Here is an 18916-nt window from a genome sequence, read left to right as displayed (position 1 = left end):
TACTGAAGATTCAACGTGAAAAATATTTATCCCGGCCTGTTTGACGACTTGCCATTCTCGCTCGACGAAATCGTTTGCGGCGTCGACGAGGCAGGGCGCGGTCCGCTGGCCGGCCCCGTCTTTGCCGCCGCCGTGATCCTCGACCCGAACCAGCCGATCGACGGCTTGCGCGATTCGAAAAAACTCACCGAAGCCAGGCGCGACCTGCTGGCGCCGCAGATCAAGGCCAAGGCCCTGGCCTGGGCCATCGCCGAAGCGTCGGAAGAAGAGATCGACCGCCTGAACATCCTGCAGGCGTCGATGCTGGCCATGCGCCGCGCCGTCGAGGCGCTGGCGACCGTGCCGACCCTGGCCCTGATCGACGGCAACCGCTGTCCCGTGATGCCGGTGCGCGGCATGGCGATCATCGGCGGCGACGACAAGGTCGATTCGATTTCGGCCGCCTCGATCCTGGCCAAGACGGCGCGCGACGCGGCCCTCGTGCACCTGCACGCGGCCTATCCGGAATACTGCTTCGACCAGCACAAGGGCTATGGCACCAAGCTGCACCTGGAGCGCCTGCACCTGCACGGCGCCTCGCCCGTGCACCGCCGCTCGTTCGCGCCCGTGCGCAATGTGATCGCCCTGTTTGGCGCGCAGGAGGAAGCGGCATGAAGACGATCACCTCGCGCGACAACGCGCAATACAAGGATTTGCTGAAGCTGGCGGGCAGTTCGCAGGCGCGCCGCAAGTCGGGCCGCACCCTGCTCGACGGCGTGCACCTGTGCCAGTCCTACCTGCAGCTGCGCGGCCTGCCGGAGCAGTGCATCGTCAGCGAAAGCGCCTTGCGGAATCCGGAAGTGGCGGACATCGTGGGCCAGCTGGAAAGCCTGCGGGCGCACGTGCTGGGCTTGCCCGATGCGCTGTACAACGCCGTGAGCCAGGTGGAGCACGGCGTCGGCGTGATGTTCCTCATCGAGACGCCCGAGCGCGCCGTCACGGCACCGGTCAGCGTCTCGGCCGTGCTGCTCGATAACTTGCAAGACCCGGGCAACGTGGGTTCCATCCTGCGCAGCGCCGCCGCCGCCGGCATCACGCAGGTGTACTGCAGCGCCGGCACGGCCTTCTGCTGGTCGCCGAAGGTGCTGCGCGCGGCCATGGGCGCGCACTTTGTGCTCGACATCTTTGAGAACGTCGACCTGGCCGCGCTGGTGGCCGGCGCGAAGGTGGCAACGCTTGCCACCAGCGGCTACGCCACGCAGCGCCTGTATGACGTCGACCTGCGCCAGCCCGTGGCCTGGCTGTTCGGCCACGAAGGGCAGGGCGTCGCCGACGACTTGCTGTCGATGGCCACGCACCAGGTGGTGATTCCCCACCTGGGCCAGATCGAATCGCTGAACGTGGCTGCCTGCGCCGCTGTCTGTTTCTTCGAGCAGGTACGTCAAAACCAGTCCTAACCACCTTCACGCCAAGGCTCGTCATGTCCGTGCATCCGGTTTTTCCCTCCCTCTCTGGCGCCTGTGCGAGCCGTGACGAAGCCTGGTGGCGCCAGGTGGCCGCGTTCTATCCTGCGCCGCCGGACGCCATCGTCAATCTGGAGCACGGCTATTTCGGCGCCATGGCCGCGCCCGTGCAGGCGGCTTTCGAGCAGGCCGTGCGCTACACCAACGAGCGACTGAGTCCTTTCGTGCGCGGCGAGTTCACGCGCACGCATGTGGATATCCTGCGCCGGCGCGTGGCCGCGCTGATCCATGCCGAACCGCACGAGATCCTGCTGACCCGCAGCGGCACCGAGTCCATGCAGGTGCTGATCACGCAATACCACTGCCTGGCGCCTGGCGAGACCGTGCTGTGGAGTAACCTCGACTATCCGGCCATGCGCACGGCCATGCGCTGGCTGGCGCAGCGCCGCGGCGTCACCAGCACGCAAGTCGCCTTGCGCTTGCCCATCAGCGATGACGAGATCGTCGCCAGCTACGCGCGGGCCATGCGCCAGGCCGTCAAGCCCAGGTTGCTGCTGCTGTCGCAGGTGACGCCGGCCAACGGCCAGCAAATGCCCGTGAAGGCCATCATGGCGCTGGCGCGCGAGCATGGCGTCGACGTGCTGCTCGACAGCGCGCATGCGCTGGGTCAGGTGGACATGGACGTGCAGGCCATGGGCGTCGATTTTGCCGGTTTCAATCTGCACAAATGGCTGGGCGCGCCGGCGGGACTGGGTGTCGTCTACATCCGCGCATCGCAGCTGCACAAGATCGAACCGCATTTTGGCGACGACGATTATCCGCCGGGGGATATCCGCGGCCGCCTGCACATGGGGATGCCGCCGATCGGCGCCATCCTGGCCGCGCCTGCGGCATTGGACTTCCATGAGCGCCTGGGCGGCACGCCGGCCAAGACCGAACGCCTGGCCTGGCTGCGCGATTATTGGGTCAGCCGCGCCGCGCGGCTGCCCGGCGTGCGGCTGCTGTCGCCGCTTGATGCGAAACGGGGCACGGCGCTGGTGGCCTTTGCCGTCGACGGCATGCGTGCGCGCGAACTGCAGCAGGCCTTATTGCACCGCTTCGGCGTGTTTACCGTCGAGCGCAATATCGGCGATGCCGATGTCGTGCGCGCCACGGTGGCCCTCACCACCACCACCGCTGAGCTGGACCGGTTGGTGGCGGCGCTGACGGCGCTGTCCGGCGAGGCGAACGCCTAACCATAGCGAGCGGTAGGGAGAGGTGATCGAGGAGCGCCCCCGTACCTGGTACGGCGGCGCCGAGCCGGTGGGCATCGCAGGGCGCCCATGCCGGCGCGCAGCAGGCTTGGTCAAGCGCTCTAGTACTCGCGGCGGTTCGGCTTGATCTCTTGCAGGATCGTCGTGGAGATTTCCTCGATCGATTTGGTGGTCGATGACAGCCAGCGGATGCCTTCGCGTTTCATCATTTTTTCCGCCTCGTTGACCTCGTAGCGGCAATTCTCGATGGCCGCATACTTGCTTCCGGCCCGTCTTTCGTTGCGTATTTCCGACAAACGTTCGGGCGTAATGCTCAATCCGAAAATTTTATTCTTAAATTCGTGCAGGGCCGTGGGCAGCTTCTCGCGCTCGAAATCGTCGGGAATCAGCGGATAATTGGCTGCCTTGATGCCATACTGCATCGCCAGATACAGGCTGGTCGGCGTCTTGCCAGAGCGCGAAACACCCACCAGAATGACATCGGCCGATGACAGGTTCTTGTGCGACTGCCCGTCGTCGTGCGCCAGCGAATAGTTGATCGCCTCGATGCGGTTCTTGTATTCCTCGCTGTCGACGATGTTGTGCGAACGGCCGATGGTATGCGTCGACATCACGCCCAGCTCCTGCTCCAGCGGGGCGACGAAGGTCTGGATCAGGTCCATGTGCATGCCGCTGGACTTGCGGATCACGGCCGACAGGTCGGTCTTCACCAGGGTCGAGAAGATGATGGGCTTCTGGCCGTCGGTGGCGAATGCCTCGTTGATCTTGCGCGCCGCATCATGCGCCTTGTCCATGGTGTCGATGAAGGGCAGGCGGATTTGGCGGAAACGCAGTTCGAACTGCGTCAGCACGGAATGGCCGAAGGTTTCGGCGGTGATGCCGGTACCGTCCGAAACAAAGAAAACAGTGCGGGCCGCAGGGGGCAGGGGGGGGCGTGGTTCTTGTGTCATGGGTCTTCGGATCAAGATTGTGCGTCGTCATTTTGCGCCGCACAAGGTAAAATGGCTGTAACGGTATGATTGTGCTGCACGACGCCAAGAATAACAAGAAGACTGTCTGTGCGCCGCGCGTAAAGATTTCTATCATCAGTAAGGGTGTCATTATGACCAACGCAGTATCGCAACAGCAGGAAAAGGACGCGGTGTATGTCGCCTCGTTCGAGCATTTGCGCATGACGGATGTCGAATCCGTCGGCGGCAAGAACGCCTCCCTGGGCGAAATGATCAGCCAGCTGGCGGAAGCCGGCGTGCGCGTGCCCGGTGGCTTTGCCACCACGGCGCAGGCCTTCCGCGACTTCCTGTCGTACAGCGCCAATGGCGGCTTGCCGCTGGCCGAACGCATCGCCCAGCGCCTGGAAGGCTTGAACATCGACGACGTGCGCGCGCTGGCGCAAGCGGGTGCCGAGATCCGTCAATGGATCGTCGAAACGCCGTTCCAGCCACGCCTGGCCGCTGAAATCGACCAGTTCTACGCCAAGCTCGTGGCCGACTCCGACACCGAAATGTCGTTTGCCGTGCGCTCCTCGGCGACGGCGGAAGACTTGCCGGATGCTTCTTTTGCCGGCCAGCAAGAAACCTTCCTGAACGTGGTCGGCATCGACAACGTGCTCGACGCGATGAAGCAGGTGTTCGCCTCGCTGTACAACGACCGCGCCATCTCGTATCGCGTGCACAAGGGCTTCACGCACGCGGAAGTGGCCCTGTCGGCCGGCGTGCAGCGCATGGTGCGTTCCGACCTGGGCGCGGCCGGCGTGATGTTTACCATCGATACGGAATCGGGCTTCAAGGACGTGGTCTTCGTCACCTCCAGCTATGGCCTGGGCGAGACCGTGGTGCAGGGTGCCGTCAATCCCGACGAATTCTACGTGCACAAGCCGATGCTGGAAAAGGGCAAGTCGCCTGTGATCCGCCGCAATATCGGCTCGAAGCTGCTGAAGATGGAGTTCACGAACGAAGCCAAGGCCGGCCGCTCCGTGAAAACCGTCGACGTGCCAGTCGAAATGCGCAACCGCTACTCGCTGAACGACACCGAAGTGGTGGAGCTGGCGAAATACGCCGTCATTATCGAAAACCACTACGGCCGTCCGATGGACATCGAGTGGGGCAAGGATGGCCGCGACGGCAAGCTGTATATCCTGCAGGCGCGTCCTGAAACCGTCAAGTCGCAGCAAAAGGCGACCGACGTGCAAGAGCGCTTCAAGCTGAAAAGCACGGGCACCGTACTCACTTCCGGCCGTGCCATCGGCCAGAAGATCGGCGCCGGTCCCGTGCGCGTGATCCACGATCCGGCCGACATGGAGCGCGTGCAGCCGGGCGACGTGCTGGTTGCCGACATGACGGACCCGAACTGGGAGCCGGTCATGAAGCGCGCGTCGGCCATCGTCACCAACCGTGGCGGCCGTACCTGCCACGCGGCGATCATCGCGCGTGAACTGGGCGTGCCTGCCGTCGTCGGCTGCGGCGACGCCACCGACGTGCTGAAGGACGGCACGTTTGTCACCGTGGTGTGCTCGGAAGGCGACGAAGGCAAGATCTACGACGGCTTGCTGGAAACGGAAGTGTCGGAAGTGTCGCGCGGCGAATTGCCGAAGCTCGACACCAAGATCATGCTCAACGTGGGCAACCCGCAACTGGCCTTCGACTTCCAGTCCGTGCCGAACGCCGGCGTGGGCCTGGCGCGCCTGGAATTCATCATCAATAACAATATTGGTGTGCATCCGCGCGCGATCCTGGAATACCCGAACATCGACGCCGACCTGAAAAAGGCCGTGGAATCGGTGGCGCGCGGCCACGCTTCGCCGAAAGCGTTCTACATCGACAAGCTGGCCGAAGGCATCGCCACCATCGCCGCCGCGTTCTGGCCGAAAAAAGTCATCGTGCGCCTGTCCGACTTCAAGTCGAACGAGTACAAGAAGCTGATCGGCGGTTCGCGCTACGAGCCGGACGAGGAAAACCCGATGCTGGGCTTCCGCGGCGCGGCGCGCTACCTGTCGGCCGACTTCTCCGAAGCGTTCAACATGGAATGCGAAGCGATGAAGCGCGTGCGCAATGACATGGGCCTGACCAACGTGGAAATCATGGTGCCATTCGTGCGCACCCTGGGCCAGGCCGAGAAAGTCATCGACCTGCTGGCGAAGAATGGGCTGAAGCGCGGCGAGAACGGCCTGCGCGTCATCATGATGTGCGAAGTGCCGTCGAACGCCATCCTGGCCGACCAGTTCCTCGACCATTTCGATGGCTTCTCGATCGGTTCGAACGACCTGACCCAGCTGACCCTGGGCCTGGACCGCGATTCCGGCATGGAATTGCTGGCCGCCGACTTCGACGAGCGCGATCCTGCCGTGAAGGCCCTGCTGGCCCTGGCCATCAAGGCTTGCCTGGCACGCGGCAAGTACATCGGCATCTGCGGCCAGGGTCCTTCCGACCATCCGGACTTCGCCGTCTGGCTGATGGAGCAGGGCATCGAATCGATGTCCCTGAATCCCGACTCGGTGATCGACACCTGGCAGAAACTGGCCGCGCTGAAAGCGTAAGACGTTTCCGTGACTGATAAAACCCGCTGCCGGTAATACCGCAGCGGGTTTTTTTATGCCTGTATTGACGGGGATGGCGATAACCATGCGGCGCACGCCTGTATTCGATGGCTTTGCGCCAGATCAGCTAAAATGATTCCACCAATACATTGAAACGGGAGTTCACATGGCAAGCAAGAAACCGACCAAAGCTGCAAAGATCGACATCGGCATTTCCGAAGCGGACCGCGCGAAGATCGCGGAAGGCCTGTCCGGCCTGCTGGCCGACAGCTATACCTTGTACCTGATGACCCACAATTTTCACTGGAACGTCAAGGGCCCGATGTTCAACACCCTGCACCTGATGTTCATGACCCAATACACGGAGCAGTGGGGCGCGCTGGACCTGATCGCCGAACGTATCCGCGCCCTCGGCTATCCGGCGCCGGGCACCTACAAGGAATTCGTCAAGCTGGCATCGATCAAGGAAATCGATGGCGTGCCGCCGGCGCTGGAGATGGTCAGCCACCTGGTCGCGGCACAGGAAGCGACGGCACGCACGGCGCGCCGCCTGTTCCCGCTGCTGGAAAAAGCCAATGACCAGCCGACGGCCGACCTGATCACGCAGCGCCTGGACCTGCATGAAAAGACGGCGTGGATGTTGCGCAGCCTGCTGGAGGAATAAACGCCTGGCCAGCGGCGCTAATTCGCCCCTGGCTATTGACGTCATCCGGAATTGCGTTAGACTGCTTGTATATAGGTGTTTGGCAAGAATAATATCAGGCAGCACTGCAATGTAACCCCGTCGCTTATATAGGCTGCGGGGTTTTTCATTTTCGGATTCAAAAAGACGGAGGCATCATGGCTGAATGGGTAGGCTGGTTTGTGGCGGCTGGCGCGGTATTGATCCTGGAGCTGTTTACGGGCACGTTTTATCTGTTGATGATTGCCATCGGCATCAGTGCCGGCGGCCTGGTGGCACTGGCCGGTGGAAATGGCAGCTGGCAGGCCGTGACGGCTGCCGTTGTCGGCGTGGTGGCAACCCTGTTATTGCGGCGCAGCCGCTTTGGCAAGGCGGCGCGGCGCGACGCCGCCCAGGATCCGAATGTAAATCTGGATATCGGCCAAAGCGTGACGGTGGCGCATTGGGTCGATGGCGCGGCGCGGGTCATGTACCGCGGCGCCTTGTGGGATGTGGAATTGATTCCCGGCAGCGATACGCAGGCCGGACAATACACCATACGCGCCGTGCGCGGCAGCCGTTTGATTGTTGGATAACCAGGAGAGTAGATTATGGAAGTAAACATCGGAAGCGTGTCGCTGATCTTGTTATTGCTGGCATTGGTATTTGTCTTCAAGACGGTCAATGTGGTGCCGCAGCAGCATGCCTGGGTGGTGGAACGGCTAGGTAAATTCCACGCGGTACTGGGCCCCGGCTTGAATATCGTCGTGCCCTTCGTTGACCGCATCGCCTATAAACATGTGCTCAAGGAAATACCTCTCGATGTGCCGCCGCAAGTGTGTATTACGCGCGATAACACGCAATTGCAGGTGGACGGGATTCTGTATTTCCAGATTACGGACGCGATGCGCGCTTCATATGGTTCGTCGAATTACATTGCCGCCATTACGCAATTGGCGCAGACCACTTTGCGTTCCGTCATCGGCAAGATGGAACTCGACAAGACATTTGAAGAGCGCGACCATATCAATACGGCCATCGTGAATGCCATCGATGAATCGGCGGCCAATTGGGGCGTCAAGGTATTACGCTATGAAATCAAGGATTTGACGCCGCCGAAGGAAATCCTGCACGCGATGCAGGCGCAGATCACGGCGGAGCGTGAAAAGCGCGCCCTGATCGCCGCGTCGGAAGGGCGCAAGCAGGAACAGATCAATATTGCCAGCGGTGAGCGCGAAGCGGCGATTGCCCGTTCGGAAGGCGAAAAGCAGGCGTCCATCAATCGCGCGGAAGGGCAGGCCACGGCCATCGTGGCGCTGGCGCAGGCCAGCGCGGAGGCATTGCGCCAGGTGGGCGCCGCCATCCGCGAACCGGGCGGCGAAGATGCCGTCAACCTGAAGGTGGCGGAGCAGTATGTGGGCGCGTTCGCGCAATTGGCGAAAACGAATAACTCGATTATCGTGCCCGCCAATTTGGGCGACATGAGCAGCCTGATTGCGACGGCGATGCAGGTGGTCAAAACGCAGAAGCCGAAAAGCGGCGTGGCGATGCCCTGAGTGCCGTCCTGACTGGTTAGCGAATAGTAAGTCCGTAGTGAGCCGGCAGTAAGTTTGCTGCACGTTGGAGAAAAATGCCGCCCGCCGAATAGCGGGCGGTTTGCATTTGGATTTTCCTTGAGAAATGGCGAGGGACATGAGGCTATTCATGTTTGAATTGATGCAGGCGGACGTTTTTTCTTCATGCTATGCTGTGCGTACTTTCTGCATTATGTTCTGCAGTACGGCGTTGAATGTTGTTTTCAATTAAAGTAGAGTCCGCTCACGCAGCCTCCTGACTATTGCGGTCATTATGACCCCATGCGTGTAAAGGCGTGCCTTTGCCTACAGCGGGTTTGATTGCGATAGTATTGCTCCCATATGCATTTTAAATTGCTATTTGTAATTACTATAAATTGCAATGAATCAAAAAGTGCTGCAAAATAAATGCTGTGGATGGTGTGTATTGAATTGTGCGATTCAGACAGCAGGGCTGATGGTGCCGCTGCCTCGGTTGCCATGCGCATCCTGACGACGTTGCAGTTTTCCTCCGTCGTCAAGCCATGAGAAGTAGGTTTTTTACCAAAAGAATTGTAAAAAACAATCAAATTTCAAAAAAAATCACCTCAGTCGCGTTACAATTGGATAGAATTTAACTGTTCAGTTATATTTTTCAACTCACACAAGGAAATATCATGGATCTGTCCAGCTTATCCCTGTCCGAACTGCGTACGCTGCAGGATGACATCAAGAAGCAAATGAAGAAGCGCGAACAGGACGATCTGTCCAAAGCGCGCGAGCAAATTCTGGCGATCGCCCAGAGCGTTGGCGTTTCCGTCAAAGATCTGGTTGGCACGGGTATTCGCGCCAAGACCGGTACCGTCGCCGTGCGTTATCGCAATCCGGATGATCCGACGCAGCAATGGACTGGCCGTGGCCGTCAACCGAAATGGGTCAAGGAATGGACCGATTCGGGCAAGTCGCGTGATCTGCTGAAGGTGTAATCCCATACACCGTTCATTCGGATGCTTGTTCTGTGTCGTAGCAAGCAGCCTGCAAGCATCCGGAACTTTCTACTGTCTGTCTTTTTGGCCGGTCTGGCCAGCCTCATTCCCCCGCAGTTATTCGAGTGATATTTTAATGATATCAATCCTCGCTCCCGCCTTATTCGTTTTATCCCCCTGTTTCGCCATCGTTGCCGCGTTTTGAATTTCCCATTTCCAGCCGCAAGGGACAAAATAAAACCCGGCATTTAGCCGGGTTTGTCGGAAGGGCAGGGCGTTATGCGCGCCTGCCTGGATCAGCGGCGGTGCGTCTTCATTGCCGCCTGTACTTCGCGCGCGCCATCGCGGTCGCGTTCCGCGGCCCGCTTGTCGTGCTGTTTCTTGCCTTTCGCCAGTCCGATTTCGCATTTCACGCGACCGCCCTTGAAATGCAGGTTGAGCGGCACCAGCGTATAGCCGGAGCGTTCCACCTTGCCGATCAGTTTATCGATTTCGGCGCGGTGCAGCAGCAGCTTGCGAGTGCGCACGGCTTCCGGGTGGATATGCGTGGAGGCGGTCGGCAGGGCGCTGATGTGCGCGCCGAACAGGAACAGTTCGTCGCCGCGGACGACAACGTAGGCTTCCTTGATTTGTACGCGGGCGTCGCGGATGGCTTTGACTTCCCAGCCTTCCAGGGCGATACCCGCTTCGTAGCGATCCTCGATAAAGTAGTCGTGGAAGGCTTTTCTGTTGTCTGCTATGGTCATGAGATGGTAAATGTGCGCGGGTCGGTTAAACTACTGTCTCGCGCAAGCGCGATAAAATCAAATGTATCCAACATCATAGCAAATGGTTCTTCAATGGCAGTAGTACATAAATCAGTTTTTCTCGGCTACAGCGCCGAGCAGATGTTCTCGCTGGTGGCGGCGGTGGAGGATTATCCCAAATTCCTGCCCTGGTGCGGCGCGGTCGAAATACGCGAGCGCGGCGAGAACACGGTCGTCGCCAGCGTGGGCATACAGTACCACGGCGTGCGCCAAAGCTTCACCACGTCCAACGAGAACACGCCTTTCAGCTCCATCAAGATGAAGCTGGTGGACGGTCCTTTCAAGACCCTCGATGGCGTGTGGACCTTCAAGGCCCTGCGCGAGGACGCCTGCAAGATCGAACTGGACCTGCATTACGAGTTTTCCAGCCGCGTGCTCGAGCAGATCATCGGCCCCGTCTTCGGCATGATCGCCAACAGCATGGTCGATTCCTTCTGTAAGCGCGCGGAGACCGTGTATGGCTGACGCCGGCACGCAGGATATGGTAGTGCAAGTCTGTCATGCCTTGCCGGACAGCAGCTTCCTGCGCAGCTTGACGGTGCCTGCCGGCACCACCCTCGGGCAGGCGCTGGCGCAGAGCGGTTTATTGCATGAGCATCCTGGCATCGACCTGACCGTGAACATGGTCGGTATCTATGGCAAGAAGAAATCGCTCGATACCGTGTTGCGCGCGCATGACCGCATCGAAGTGTACCGCCCGCTGCAGGCGGACCCGAAAGAGGCGCGCCGCCGCAGGGCCGGCAGCAAGCCGGCGAAGGCCTGATCGCGGCGCGTCGTTCCTCATCAAGGGTGGGGATATCCATCCACATGACCGCTGACGAAGCCCGCTGATGTGCCGCCCGGCAGCCTTCGATTCGGTGTTTTCCTTGCCGGCTGCCCCCGATGCCCTCCCGCCCGTGCCCGCCAACGAGTGGCCGGCCGCGCATCCATTCCAGACGCGATAATTCCATGACGCATGCCTTGTGCCAGCGCGCCGCCCATGCGTGGCCGGCGCGCGGCCCCGCTCACCACGCAGGCTGGTCCGGCCCCGTTGGCGCCGGCGGCGGATGGGTGACGCCGCTGCGCGGCGTTTTTAACCGCAGGCGTCGTTTGCACATAAATTCTGCAAACTGTGTTTATGTACAGTATTCGGTGTTAGGATGGCAATATGATCTAAGTAAAAATCGTTGTCCCCTTCGCCGGCGCCGGCAACCATTCTCCTGAAACAGACCTGCACTCCAGGTCGCGCTGGCAGGGCGGCCGGTCCGCCAGCGGCGACGTCGCATCGTGGCTGTTTTTCATCCTCCCGGTCATGCTGACCATGTGACTGGGCGCGGCTCGCTTCGGCGGGCTTTTTTGTTGCCGCGGCGTTTGGCGGACCGGCACGCGGCCGCAAAGCCAGCCATTGCGAGCAATGCTGAAAAAAACAGGCCATGCCATGCCCGTTCAACGTGGGCGGACGCATTGCAACGACGGCGAGTGGGATATGCAAGCGCCCGGCTTAACCCATCCCGCTGACCGCGAAGCGGCTTGGACGCCGATGCCAGCGTTGCCGCCACCGTCCGGCTGAGGCGCCCAGCCCGGCGGCAGCGTGTAGCGAAGGCGGCTGTGCGGCGTCATTTGATGGCTGTCAATGCCAGCGCCGCCGCCTGACGCGACACTGCCTTGCCGGGCCCGCACTGCGCGGGCTTTTTTATTGGAACTGGGCGCCTGGGTGGCATGGCCAGGATGGCTGGCCGGTAGTCCACTGTGATCTAACTGACATGGAAAGGTTGTAAACGATGATAGACAATGCCGTGAACACGCTACAAGCGACAGACCCGCCGGCAAGGCTGGTGCCGACTTTTCAGGCGGGGGAGGGGCGCGTCCTCGCATGCGGGCAGCCCACGGGCATCTTGCGTGGTCTCAAGAGTGCGGGCCGCATGGTCGCAAATTTTACCAGTGGCGTGTGGGTTGTCGCCGGCGGCACGCCTGTGCTGGTCCAGGGATACGGCGGCTATGATGCGTCCGGCAATCTGGTCGGCATCGCCAGCCGCACGGGCCAGGCCGAGATGCTGCGCTGGTCTCCGAACACCAACGCGACGCATGAAATCAAAATGGCGAATTTCGCGGCGTCCGCGCGCGTCAAGGACCTGAAAGGAAAAATCGGCCTCTGGGTGTATGTCGACAACCTGCCCGGCTATGAGCCCGGTGGAACCCCGGCCGGCTCGATCGGCTTCACGTTGACGACGGATGCCGCCGGCTCGAACGCGCATGCGTTGACGGTGGGCTTCAACTCGAACCAGGTGCGGGAAGGCTGGAATTTCCTCAAGTTCGTCATGCGCGATCCGAATGCTTATGTCAGCGGTTCCGGCGTCGCCGAATATCACCCCTTTGGCGTGCTGGGCGGCGCGTATCGTACGGGCGCGGCGGCCAATATCAAGGATGCACCCATTACCGGCCTGAAGATCGACATGTCGAACATGGCGGGCGCGGATGTGTACTTCGATTCCATCTGGACGGATTTCGACACCCAGGCGCAGATCGTGCTTGGCACCGACTCCGTGGGCGCCGACATGGCCAGCTACTATCTGCCTATTTTCAACACCTATAACTGGAAGGGCTATGTCGCGGTGCCCAGGCGCGTCTGGCTCAATGGCGACAAGGTGGTGAGCGACTGGAGCGGCGTGAATCCCTTTTTGCAAGTGGCCTATGACGCTGGCTGGGATTGCATCAACCACAGCACCAACCACCTGGGCGGGGCCGATGCCATGAGCACGATTACCTCGCCCGGCGCACTGCTGTACGAGGTGCTTCCGGTGACGGCGATGTACCTGAACGCCGGCATGACGCGCGGCCTGGAATTCTATGCGTCACCGCAATCGTCGAGCAGTCGCCTGTCGGAAAAGATCATCAGGGGGACGGGCATCAAGATGCAGCGCCATGCCCGGAAAATCAATGTGAGCGTGACGCCGTTCGGCATCGATAACCCGCACCACGTCGGCGCCTGCGATTGGGGCAGTGCCGTCGGCAGCGGGGTTGCCAGGGTAAGCGGCGGCGTGACGGGGCATATTCCCGGCTGGCAAAAGGCATCGCAGATCAAGCGCATGGCCGATGTTATCGTCGCCTACGGCGATACCTGGTTTCCCTTCTGGCACGGTGTCACCGGAATGGGCGACACGGGCAGCGGCGAAGATGCCACCGGTGACAACTTGCTGTTGACTAAGTCGGCATTTGAAAAGTCGTGCGAGTACATTCGCCAGTTGCAACTGGCGGGTGGCGTGCGTGTCTGCGATGGTTTCACGGGCTTTTACTACGGGACGGGACAATGATGCATATCCATGAGATCGAACGGCGCAGCTATTGCTGCGGCGATGCTTGCCAGTATGCGGAAGGAGCCAAGCGCGCGGCTTTCCTGCTGGTAAGAACCAGCCACGAAGCAGCGGACGCGGTCTGTCCCGCATGGGGCTGTGGCATGCGCACCATGTCCACCTGACTGTCGCGGGTGTTTCAGGCCGAACTGCAACGCTGGCTAGTCCCTCCAGCCGGGCGCGCTGTCGTCGTCATGCCGGCATCTGCCAAGAAGCCGGAAAAAGGCGTTAAAGTAGCCGAAGTCGACCAGCCCGCTGCGCGCCGGTCATTCCATCAACCGCACGCACTAGGGGCGACATGCCAACCACCACCGCAACTGCCACGCCACACACCATTACCTTGCCAGAGGGGCAAGTCCTGCATATCAGCGGCAGCACGAGCGCTGCTGACATGGTCTGCCACCTCGATCCGGCGCCGGATGGGAACGATACGCCGCAGTCCTGGGCCATTGGCGCTGGCACGCTTGCTGCCATTGGCCCGTTCGCTGACGCCGCTGACGCCGCTGACGCCGCTGACGCCGCTGACGCCGCTGACATGGCGGCAGTTCGCCAGGCAACTGGCGGCCTGATCATCGGAATGGGGGGATTCAAGCGCCGTTGCCCAGTGGTGATTTGTCAGGAGCGACTGACGCGGCCAACTTGAATGCAACTATTACCCGCGCAGCGACAGGCTTCGGACGGATGTTCATTCGCAAGGGAGCGCAGCCTTATATCGTGAATCAGACATTGGTGGGTCCGGAAAATTTGCATATCGACTTCGAGCCAGGTGCAGTCATTCAAGTACGGGACAAGGCCGTCGTCGCTTCAAGCTGGACAGGTGATAATTGCGTGGTGTCCGTGGAGGAGACCAGCGGTATCCAGGTCGGCATGCAGGTGTCGGATGGTGCTGCTGATTTGCAGGCAGGAAACCCTTTCGGTGCAATTCAATACGGCACCAGCGTGGTATCCGTGTCTGCCGCGTGCGGGCCGGGGTGTGTCGTGCTCAGCAAAATGCCGACGACAATGCAGCCTTCGCCGGCAAACCTGAATTTTCATCCCCGTATCAATATTTTTACGTCTATCGCACGTGCGAACTGGTCGCTGACGTGTGCAGGAGGCTGGGCCACACTGGACGGCAACTGGACTCACGCCTACCCGTACAACTATCTGGCTGATGACACTTTTCGCAACTGCCTGCGCATTGTCGATCCGACCGATGCCAGGATCGACGGCATCATTTGCGCCCATGCCTATTTCCATGGCGGCATCGTGGTCGGCAAGGTCACCCGCTTCACGGTGGGGCGGTTTCGCGGTTTCGAGAATGGCTATCGTGCGCTGCACATGCATGGCGAATCGACGGACGGCGGCACGACCTGGCCAGAAGTGCGGGATAACAGCTTCGGCGATTTGGAAACGTATGGCGGCGGACATCGCTGCTTCTACAACCGCGGTGGCGACGAGCTTTCTGGCGGCTTTTTTCTCATCTATAGCAATGTGACGCAAACGATCATCAAATCCGTGCGCGCCCGCAACGAGCTTGGCTTTGGCTTCCATGCATCGGGGGGGACGATCGCCAGTGGCAGCCTGCCGAACTTTCCGTCGAAGCATCTTAAAATTGGGCCGCTGTTCTTCGAGGACTGCGGCACTGGCCTGGAGCTGGACAATTCCCTGGAATTTGTCGATATCGGACCATTCACGGCCATCGGCGCCAAGAAGGTAATTGCAGACGCGACCACGATCGATGCCGTGTCGATGCCGAAATATAGTGTCGGGCCAACAGGCGTGCTGGCCAGCGTGAAGTCGCGGCGCATCCAGGTGCCGCCCGGCCAGGTCGCGGCCTCCGGCGTGCGGCCCGGGCATCGTGTTTTTATGTCCGGCAGTAACACCGGCGCCCCCACATACGGCCTGGTCGTGTGGGAAGTGGACGCAGTTGCCGACACGATCACGGTTTTCAACCAGGAGATGCCAGGCAAGGACCCTTACACGGTCGTGCATGCCTCTGCGGGAATGGCGCTGTATGTGCGCGGCGTGCGCGATGGCGGCATCGGCGTTAACACGCCAGCTGGAACCAGGCTACGCAGCATCAAGTTCTCGTCCATTTCCATGGAAAATGCGGGCCGCTATGGGATTCAGACTGCCTACAGCGCGACACAGGCGCGCATGGTCGACGTCAATTTTGGTCGCGTCAGCATCACCGGCTGCACAGGCAATGCCCTTTATCTTGGGAGTTTGAATGGATTTACCTTCGATTCTTTCCATGAACGCAATAACGGAAGTGGCTTCGACGCTGGCAGTGTTTCCGGCGCGGCTAACAGCTACTTTGTGAATTGCTCGAACGGTACCATTAATGCTTTCAGTACCGAGCACGATGCACCCTTCAATGCCAACCAGGCCAAGCTTCGCATCGACGCAGACTGCCGCAACATTACAATTTTCCCACGTGGCATGAAGCGCTCAGCAATGGGGGCGACGATCGAATGTCTGGTCACTGCCGGCGCGCCTGCGAATGCGTCCGGTGTCTCGGGCCCCGTGGTGCTGATCAATCCTACCGCCAGCGACGGCACGCCGTTGACCGTGGCCGGCGGCCACATCATCCGCCAGGATGCGGCATCTTGCGTCATTACCAGGCCAGTGGACGCCCCCTGATCATCATCGAAACGAACATCGGCCGGGTTGAAGCGGGACCCCGTGCGGGCACTGCCATGGCGGAGGCGCGCTGCTCCGGCCTGGGCATGACAGTTTCATGGGGCGCGCTGGGCAATCTCGGCAACGTCATCGAAAGGGGGGAAAGCGAAAACTGGGCCATTTCAGCCATTTGCAGGCCGTCACGTCGCATTTCCCGCTTGGTGGCACGACGGCCACGGCGGTTTGCAATGGTTTAAGACAAGAAATGAAAATTTCTGTATAACTTGCTTTTAGCCACCACAAGCAAGCATCCATGCGGGTTCCAGTCGTTTTGCCGTTTGCATGGGCGAAACGTGGGCGAAAATATTAAGCGACCCCTGCCTTTAGCCCATCAGTCATTTTGCAATACTGATCAGGCAGCACGCCACCTTCCTGCTCAACCCAGCGGCCATACGTCCGGGTGATCATGGTCGTATCGGTATGCCCCATTTGCTTTGCCACGTACATTGCGTTGGCTCCCGTCGAGAGCAGTGTCGACGCGAAGGTGTGCCTTGTTTGATACGGATTCCGGTAGCGGACCTGGGCTTTCTTGATCATTGCCGCCCAGAAGAGGCTCAGGCGCTGCGTGTTGTCCCAGCCCTGGCCGGTGGCCGGATCAAGGAACACCAGGCCGCCAGCGAGGAAGCTATGTTGTTTCTGCGCAACCAGCGCCTCGACGGCGCCGCGCCGCAGGTCGACCAAGCGCCGGCCGGCGCGCGTCTTCAGCTCCTCTCGGGACTCGCCCATCACGCGCGAACGCTCCACTTTCGCTTTGAACCCGGCCCAGTCGATCGATTCCCAGCGAAGGGCAATGTACTCGCTCGGGCGCATTCCCGTGAAGAAGGCAAACTGAAAGACGTTCCTGGCCTGGCCTTGGGCCGCCCCGAGGATGGCCGCAATCTCCTGCGCGGAGAACGGATCTACCTCGTATTCCGCCTTGTACGCGTCGCGGTCTAAGGTTTTTTGCAATTTCACCCGATCCAGCGGATTGCTGTCGATCAGGTCGTCGTTTATCGCAAGCTCGAGCGCGCCGCGCAGAGGAATGAGAATTTGACGGACCGAGGTGGCTTTCAGCGACAGATCGACAATCCAGGTGCGCAGCGCGGCCGGCGTAAGCTCGTTGAGCAGGGTGTCGCCCCATTGCTCTAGTAGAATTTTGTTGAGCACCCGTTTGTAGCTTTTCAGCGTGCTGGGCGCGAGGATGCGCTCGTAGATTTCGAACTGCTGTTTAAGCAGGTCGCCGACGGTTACATCCTTGCCCCGAGGTTGCAAGCCGAGCTTCTTCAGTTGCATGGATTCGGGGAAGTACTTGGCATAATTGAAAGTTCCCAGCGCAATGGCGTTCAGGATCTCGCCGCGCAGCCGCTCGGCGTATTTGATGTTTGCCTTGCTGTGGGCGAGCTTCAACGTTTCCCTGCACTCGGTGCCCCGGTACATGAATTTTATGCGGATCGATTCGCTTTGGACGCCCGACCGGAGTTCGACGCCTGGCGGGCTGGACTTGCTTGTTCCCATTTTGCTACCCATTCTTCTACTGCCGGCAGGTTGATCCACAGCCGGCCATCCACAATTTTGCATTGATTGCCGTCGAGCCATTTTCCAGCCTTGCGGCGGGCCTGCACGGAATCGACGGAATCGCCTGATATTTCGACGTAGCGTTCCAGCTTCACCCAAGTAAGGGGCTGGTGCGCACGCTCGATTGCGGCAACCATCCTGGCCACCACGTCGTGCTCGCTCATGTTCATGGCGCGCTCCCATTCGCCTTACTGACAGCGATAGCGGCCAAGCCAACAACTCGCGTTGGCGTTTTGATGTACCTGCTGTTCATTTCCACGTTTTCCAGGCTCTCGTGGCTGTAGACGACGTGGCCATTCAGATCTAACGCGGCGTAAAGTACGGCATGCGGGTTTGCTTCGCGCTGAATCGCTGGAGCGGCCGGCGCTGCAGCGAGCATGGCGCGGAACACAGCATTGCCAGTCCAAATTTTATTGATGGCCGTGGTGTCGATCCGCACAGCCTGCGCGCCAGCGGCCTGCATGGCGTCATTTGGCTCGGCGGGCACCAGCTTCCAGCCATCCTGCACGGCCAGTTGTTGCGGTACTGCGGCGACCGAAGGAGGAACACCTTGCTCCAGCGCGTCAATACTAGCCTTGCTGTTCATTCTGCATGTTCCAAAAAGGTTATCTCACTGGGCTGGCGCGGTGTCGCGTCGCCCATCAGGTAAATCGTGGAAGACACGCCGCCACCCAGCACCTGGGCGCTCATGCCGCGCAAGTGGTGTTGCTTGCCTTCGAATAGCACGGGCTGGCAGGTGTGGATCGCGCGCAGGACGGCACGGTCCACTTTGTAGGCGGCCTCGGCCGGGGTTTCCTGCGCAGGTATAGGCCTGCGGCTGCTCATGGTGCCGCTCCTGACGCAGCCAGCACCGTTCGATTGCCATTCGATGTCATGCAGCTCACCACCCCCTGCGTCTCCATTGCTTCCAGGAGGTTGCCTGCTCGGTTGTAGCCAATACCTAAATATCGCTGCACCAGCAATATCGATGCGCGCTGCCGGCTGCGCACCAACTCGACGGCCTGGTCATACATCGGGTCGCTCGCGCTGCCGTCGCCTGCCGGCACGGTGCCGAGCGCCTCGCCGTTTAATTCCAGCACCACGCGTTGTTCGCGCACTGGTTCGTGGCCTTTGGCCGGCGCCGCGTCAACGGTCGG

At 60.5% G+C, this 18916-nt stretch carries 20 protein-coding genes; 13 read left to right on the top strand and 7 right to left on the bottom strand.

Annotated features, from left to right (window positions below):
• Nucleotides 1-15 precede the first annotated feature (15 nt).
• From rnhB to ACZ92H_RS13260, 3 genes are read left to right on the top strand one after another with little or no spacing between them, the layout of a single operon-like run.
• On the top strand, nt 16-654 hold the full coding sequence (gene rnhB, locus ACZ92H_RS13270) for a ribonuclease HII (RefSeq protein WP_465049732.1): 639 nt from the start codon (nt 16-18) through the stop codon (nt 652-654).
• On the top strand, nt 651-1436 hold the full coding sequence (locus ACZ92H_RS13265; protein ID WP_465049731.1) for a TrmH family RNA methyltransferase: 786 nt from the start codon (nt 651-653) through the stop codon (nt 1434-1436). Before rnhB ends, ACZ92H_RS13265 begins: the two co-directional genes overlap by 4 nt.
• A 23-nt stretch (nt 1437-1459) precedes the next feature.
• Nucleotides 1460-2677, top strand: a complete 1218-nt coding sequence (locus ACZ92H_RS13260; RefSeq protein ID WP_465049730.1) for an aminotransferase class V-fold PLP-dependent enzyme — start codon at nt 1460-1462, stop codon at nt 2675-2677.
• Nucleotides 2678-2796: 119 nt separating this feature from the next.
• Here ACZ92H_RS13260 and ppsR read toward each other — a convergent pair whose 3' ends face one another.
• Nucleotides 2797-3645, bottom strand: coding sequence for a posphoenolpyruvate synthetase regulatory kinase/phosphorylase PpsR (gene ppsR, locus ACZ92H_RS13255; protein ID WP_131378638.1), 849 nt, complete (start codon nt 3643-3645; stop codon nt 2797-2799).
• A gap of 152 nt (nt 3646-3797) precedes the next feature.
• Here ppsR and ppsA point away from each other — a divergent pair, with 152 nt between their 5' ends.
• The 5 genes from ppsA (at nt 3798) to ACZ92H_RS13230 (ending at nt 9427) form a co-directional block, all read left to right on the top strand.
• Nucleotides 3798-6227: a phosphoenolpyruvate synthase gene (gene ppsA, locus ACZ92H_RS13250; protein ID WP_131378636.1), complete on the top strand. Its 2430-nt coding sequence runs from the start codon at nt 3798-3800 to the stop codon at nt 6225-6227.
• Between the two features lie 166 nt (nt 6228-6393).
• Nucleotides 6394-6891 (top strand): Dps family protein, encoded by a 498-nt coding sequence (locus tag ACZ92H_RS13245; RefSeq protein ID WP_131378634.1) that lies wholly within the window; start codon nt 6394-6396, stop codon nt 6889-6891.
• Between the two features lie 176 nt (nt 6892-7067).
• Nucleotides 7068-7484: an NfeD family protein gene (locus ACZ92H_RS13240; protein WP_131378632.1), complete on the top strand. Its 417-nt coding sequence runs from the start codon at nt 7068-7070 to the stop codon at nt 7482-7484.
• 15 nt (nt 7485-7499) lie between these two features.
• On the top strand, nt 7500-8444 hold the full coding sequence (locus tag ACZ92H_RS13235) for an SPFH domain-containing protein (protein WP_131378630.1): 945 nt from the start codon (nt 7500-7502) through the stop codon (nt 8442-8444).
• A 674-nt stretch (nt 8445-9118) separates the two neighbouring features.
• A complete protein-coding gene (locus ACZ92H_RS13230) occupies nt 9119-9427 on the top strand; it encodes an H-NS histone family protein (protein ID WP_076569808.1) in 309 nt (102 codons plus the stop codon).
• A 296-nt stretch (nt 9428-9723) separates the two neighbouring features.
• Here the strand turns inward: ACZ92H_RS13230 and smpB are convergent, their stop codons facing one another.
• Nucleotides 9724-10173, bottom strand: a complete 450-nt coding sequence (gene smpB, locus ACZ92H_RS13225) for an SsrA-binding protein SmpB (protein ID WP_092804361.1) — start codon at nt 10171-10173, stop codon at nt 9724-9726.
• A 93-nt stretch (nt 10174-10266) separates the two neighbouring features.
• Between smpB and ACZ92H_RS13220 the strand changes: the two genes are divergently transcribed.
• The 5 genes from ACZ92H_RS13220 to ACZ92H_RS13200 all read left to right on the top strand — a co-directional run bounded on the left by ACZ92H_RS13220 (nt 10267) and on the right by ACZ92H_RS13200 (nt 16187).
• On the top strand, nt 10267-10698 hold the full coding sequence (locus ACZ92H_RS13220) for a type II toxin-antitoxin system RatA family toxin (RefSeq protein ID WP_131378628.1): 432 nt from the start codon (nt 10267-10269) through the stop codon (nt 10696-10698).
• Nucleotides 10699-10714: 16 nt separating this feature from the next.
• Nucleotides 10715-10996 carry an RnfH family protein gene (locus ACZ92H_RS13215; RefSeq protein ID WP_465049825.1) on the top strand — a complete coding sequence of 94 codons (282 nt, stop codon included), beginning with the start codon at nt 10715-10717 and terminating at the stop codon, nt 10994-10996.
• Nucleotides 10997-11993: 997 nt separating this feature from the next.
• Nucleotides 11994-13523 (top strand): hypothetical protein, encoded by a 1530-nt coding sequence (locus ACZ92H_RS13210; protein WP_465049729.1) that lies wholly within the window; start codon nt 11994-11996, stop codon nt 13521-13523.
• Entirely contained in the window at nt 13520-13687 is a 168-nt protein-coding gene (locus tag ACZ92H_RS13205; RefSeq protein WP_465049728.1) for a hypothetical protein, read from the top strand. The genes ACZ92H_RS13210 and ACZ92H_RS13205 overlap by 4 nt, the downstream gene beginning before the upstream one ends.
• A 514-nt stretch (nt 13688-14201) precedes the next feature.
• A complete protein-coding gene (locus ACZ92H_RS13200; RefSeq protein WP_465049727.1) occupies nt 14202-16187 on the top strand; it encodes a hypothetical protein in 1986 nt (661 codons plus the stop codon).
• Between the two features lie 345 nt (nt 16188-16532).
• Here the strand turns inward: ACZ92H_RS13200 and ACZ92H_RS13195 are convergent, their stop codons facing one another.
• From ACZ92H_RS13195 to ACZ92H_RS13175, 5 genes are read right to left on the bottom strand one after another with little or no spacing between them, the layout of a single operon-like run.
• On the bottom strand, nt 16533-17642 hold the full coding sequence (locus ACZ92H_RS13195; RefSeq protein WP_465049726.1) for an Arm DNA-binding domain-containing protein: 1110 nt from the start codon (nt 17640-17642) through the stop codon (nt 16533-16535).
• A gap of 5 nt (nt 17643-17647) precedes the next feature.
• A complete protein-coding gene (locus tag ACZ92H_RS13190) occupies nt 17648-17950 on the bottom strand; it encodes an excisionase family protein (protein WP_314632788.1) in 303 nt (100 codons plus the stop codon).
• Nucleotides 17947-18366 (bottom strand): hypothetical protein, encoded by a 420-nt coding sequence (locus ACZ92H_RS13185; RefSeq protein ID WP_465049725.1) that lies wholly within the window; start codon nt 18364-18366, stop codon nt 17947-17949. The genes ACZ92H_RS13190 and ACZ92H_RS13185 overlap by 4 nt, the downstream gene beginning before the upstream one ends.
• A complete protein-coding gene (locus ACZ92H_RS13180) occupies nt 18363-18605 on the bottom strand; it encodes a hypothetical protein (protein ID WP_465049724.1) in 243 nt (80 codons plus the stop codon). Before ACZ92H_RS13180 ends, ACZ92H_RS13185 begins: the two co-directional genes overlap by 4 nt.
• Nucleotides 18602-18793, bottom strand: coding sequence for a DNA translocase FtsK (locus tag ACZ92H_RS13175; protein ID WP_465049824.1), 192 nt, complete (start codon nt 18791-18793; stop codon nt 18602-18604). Before ACZ92H_RS13175 ends, ACZ92H_RS13180 begins: the two co-directional genes overlap by 4 nt.
• Nucleotides 18794-18916: the final 123 nt, after the last annotated feature.

This window comes from Janthinobacterium foliorum, assembly GCF_978021625.1.
Note: the sequence above shows the minus strand (reverse complement) of the source record. Positions and strands in the feature narration are given on the sequence as shown.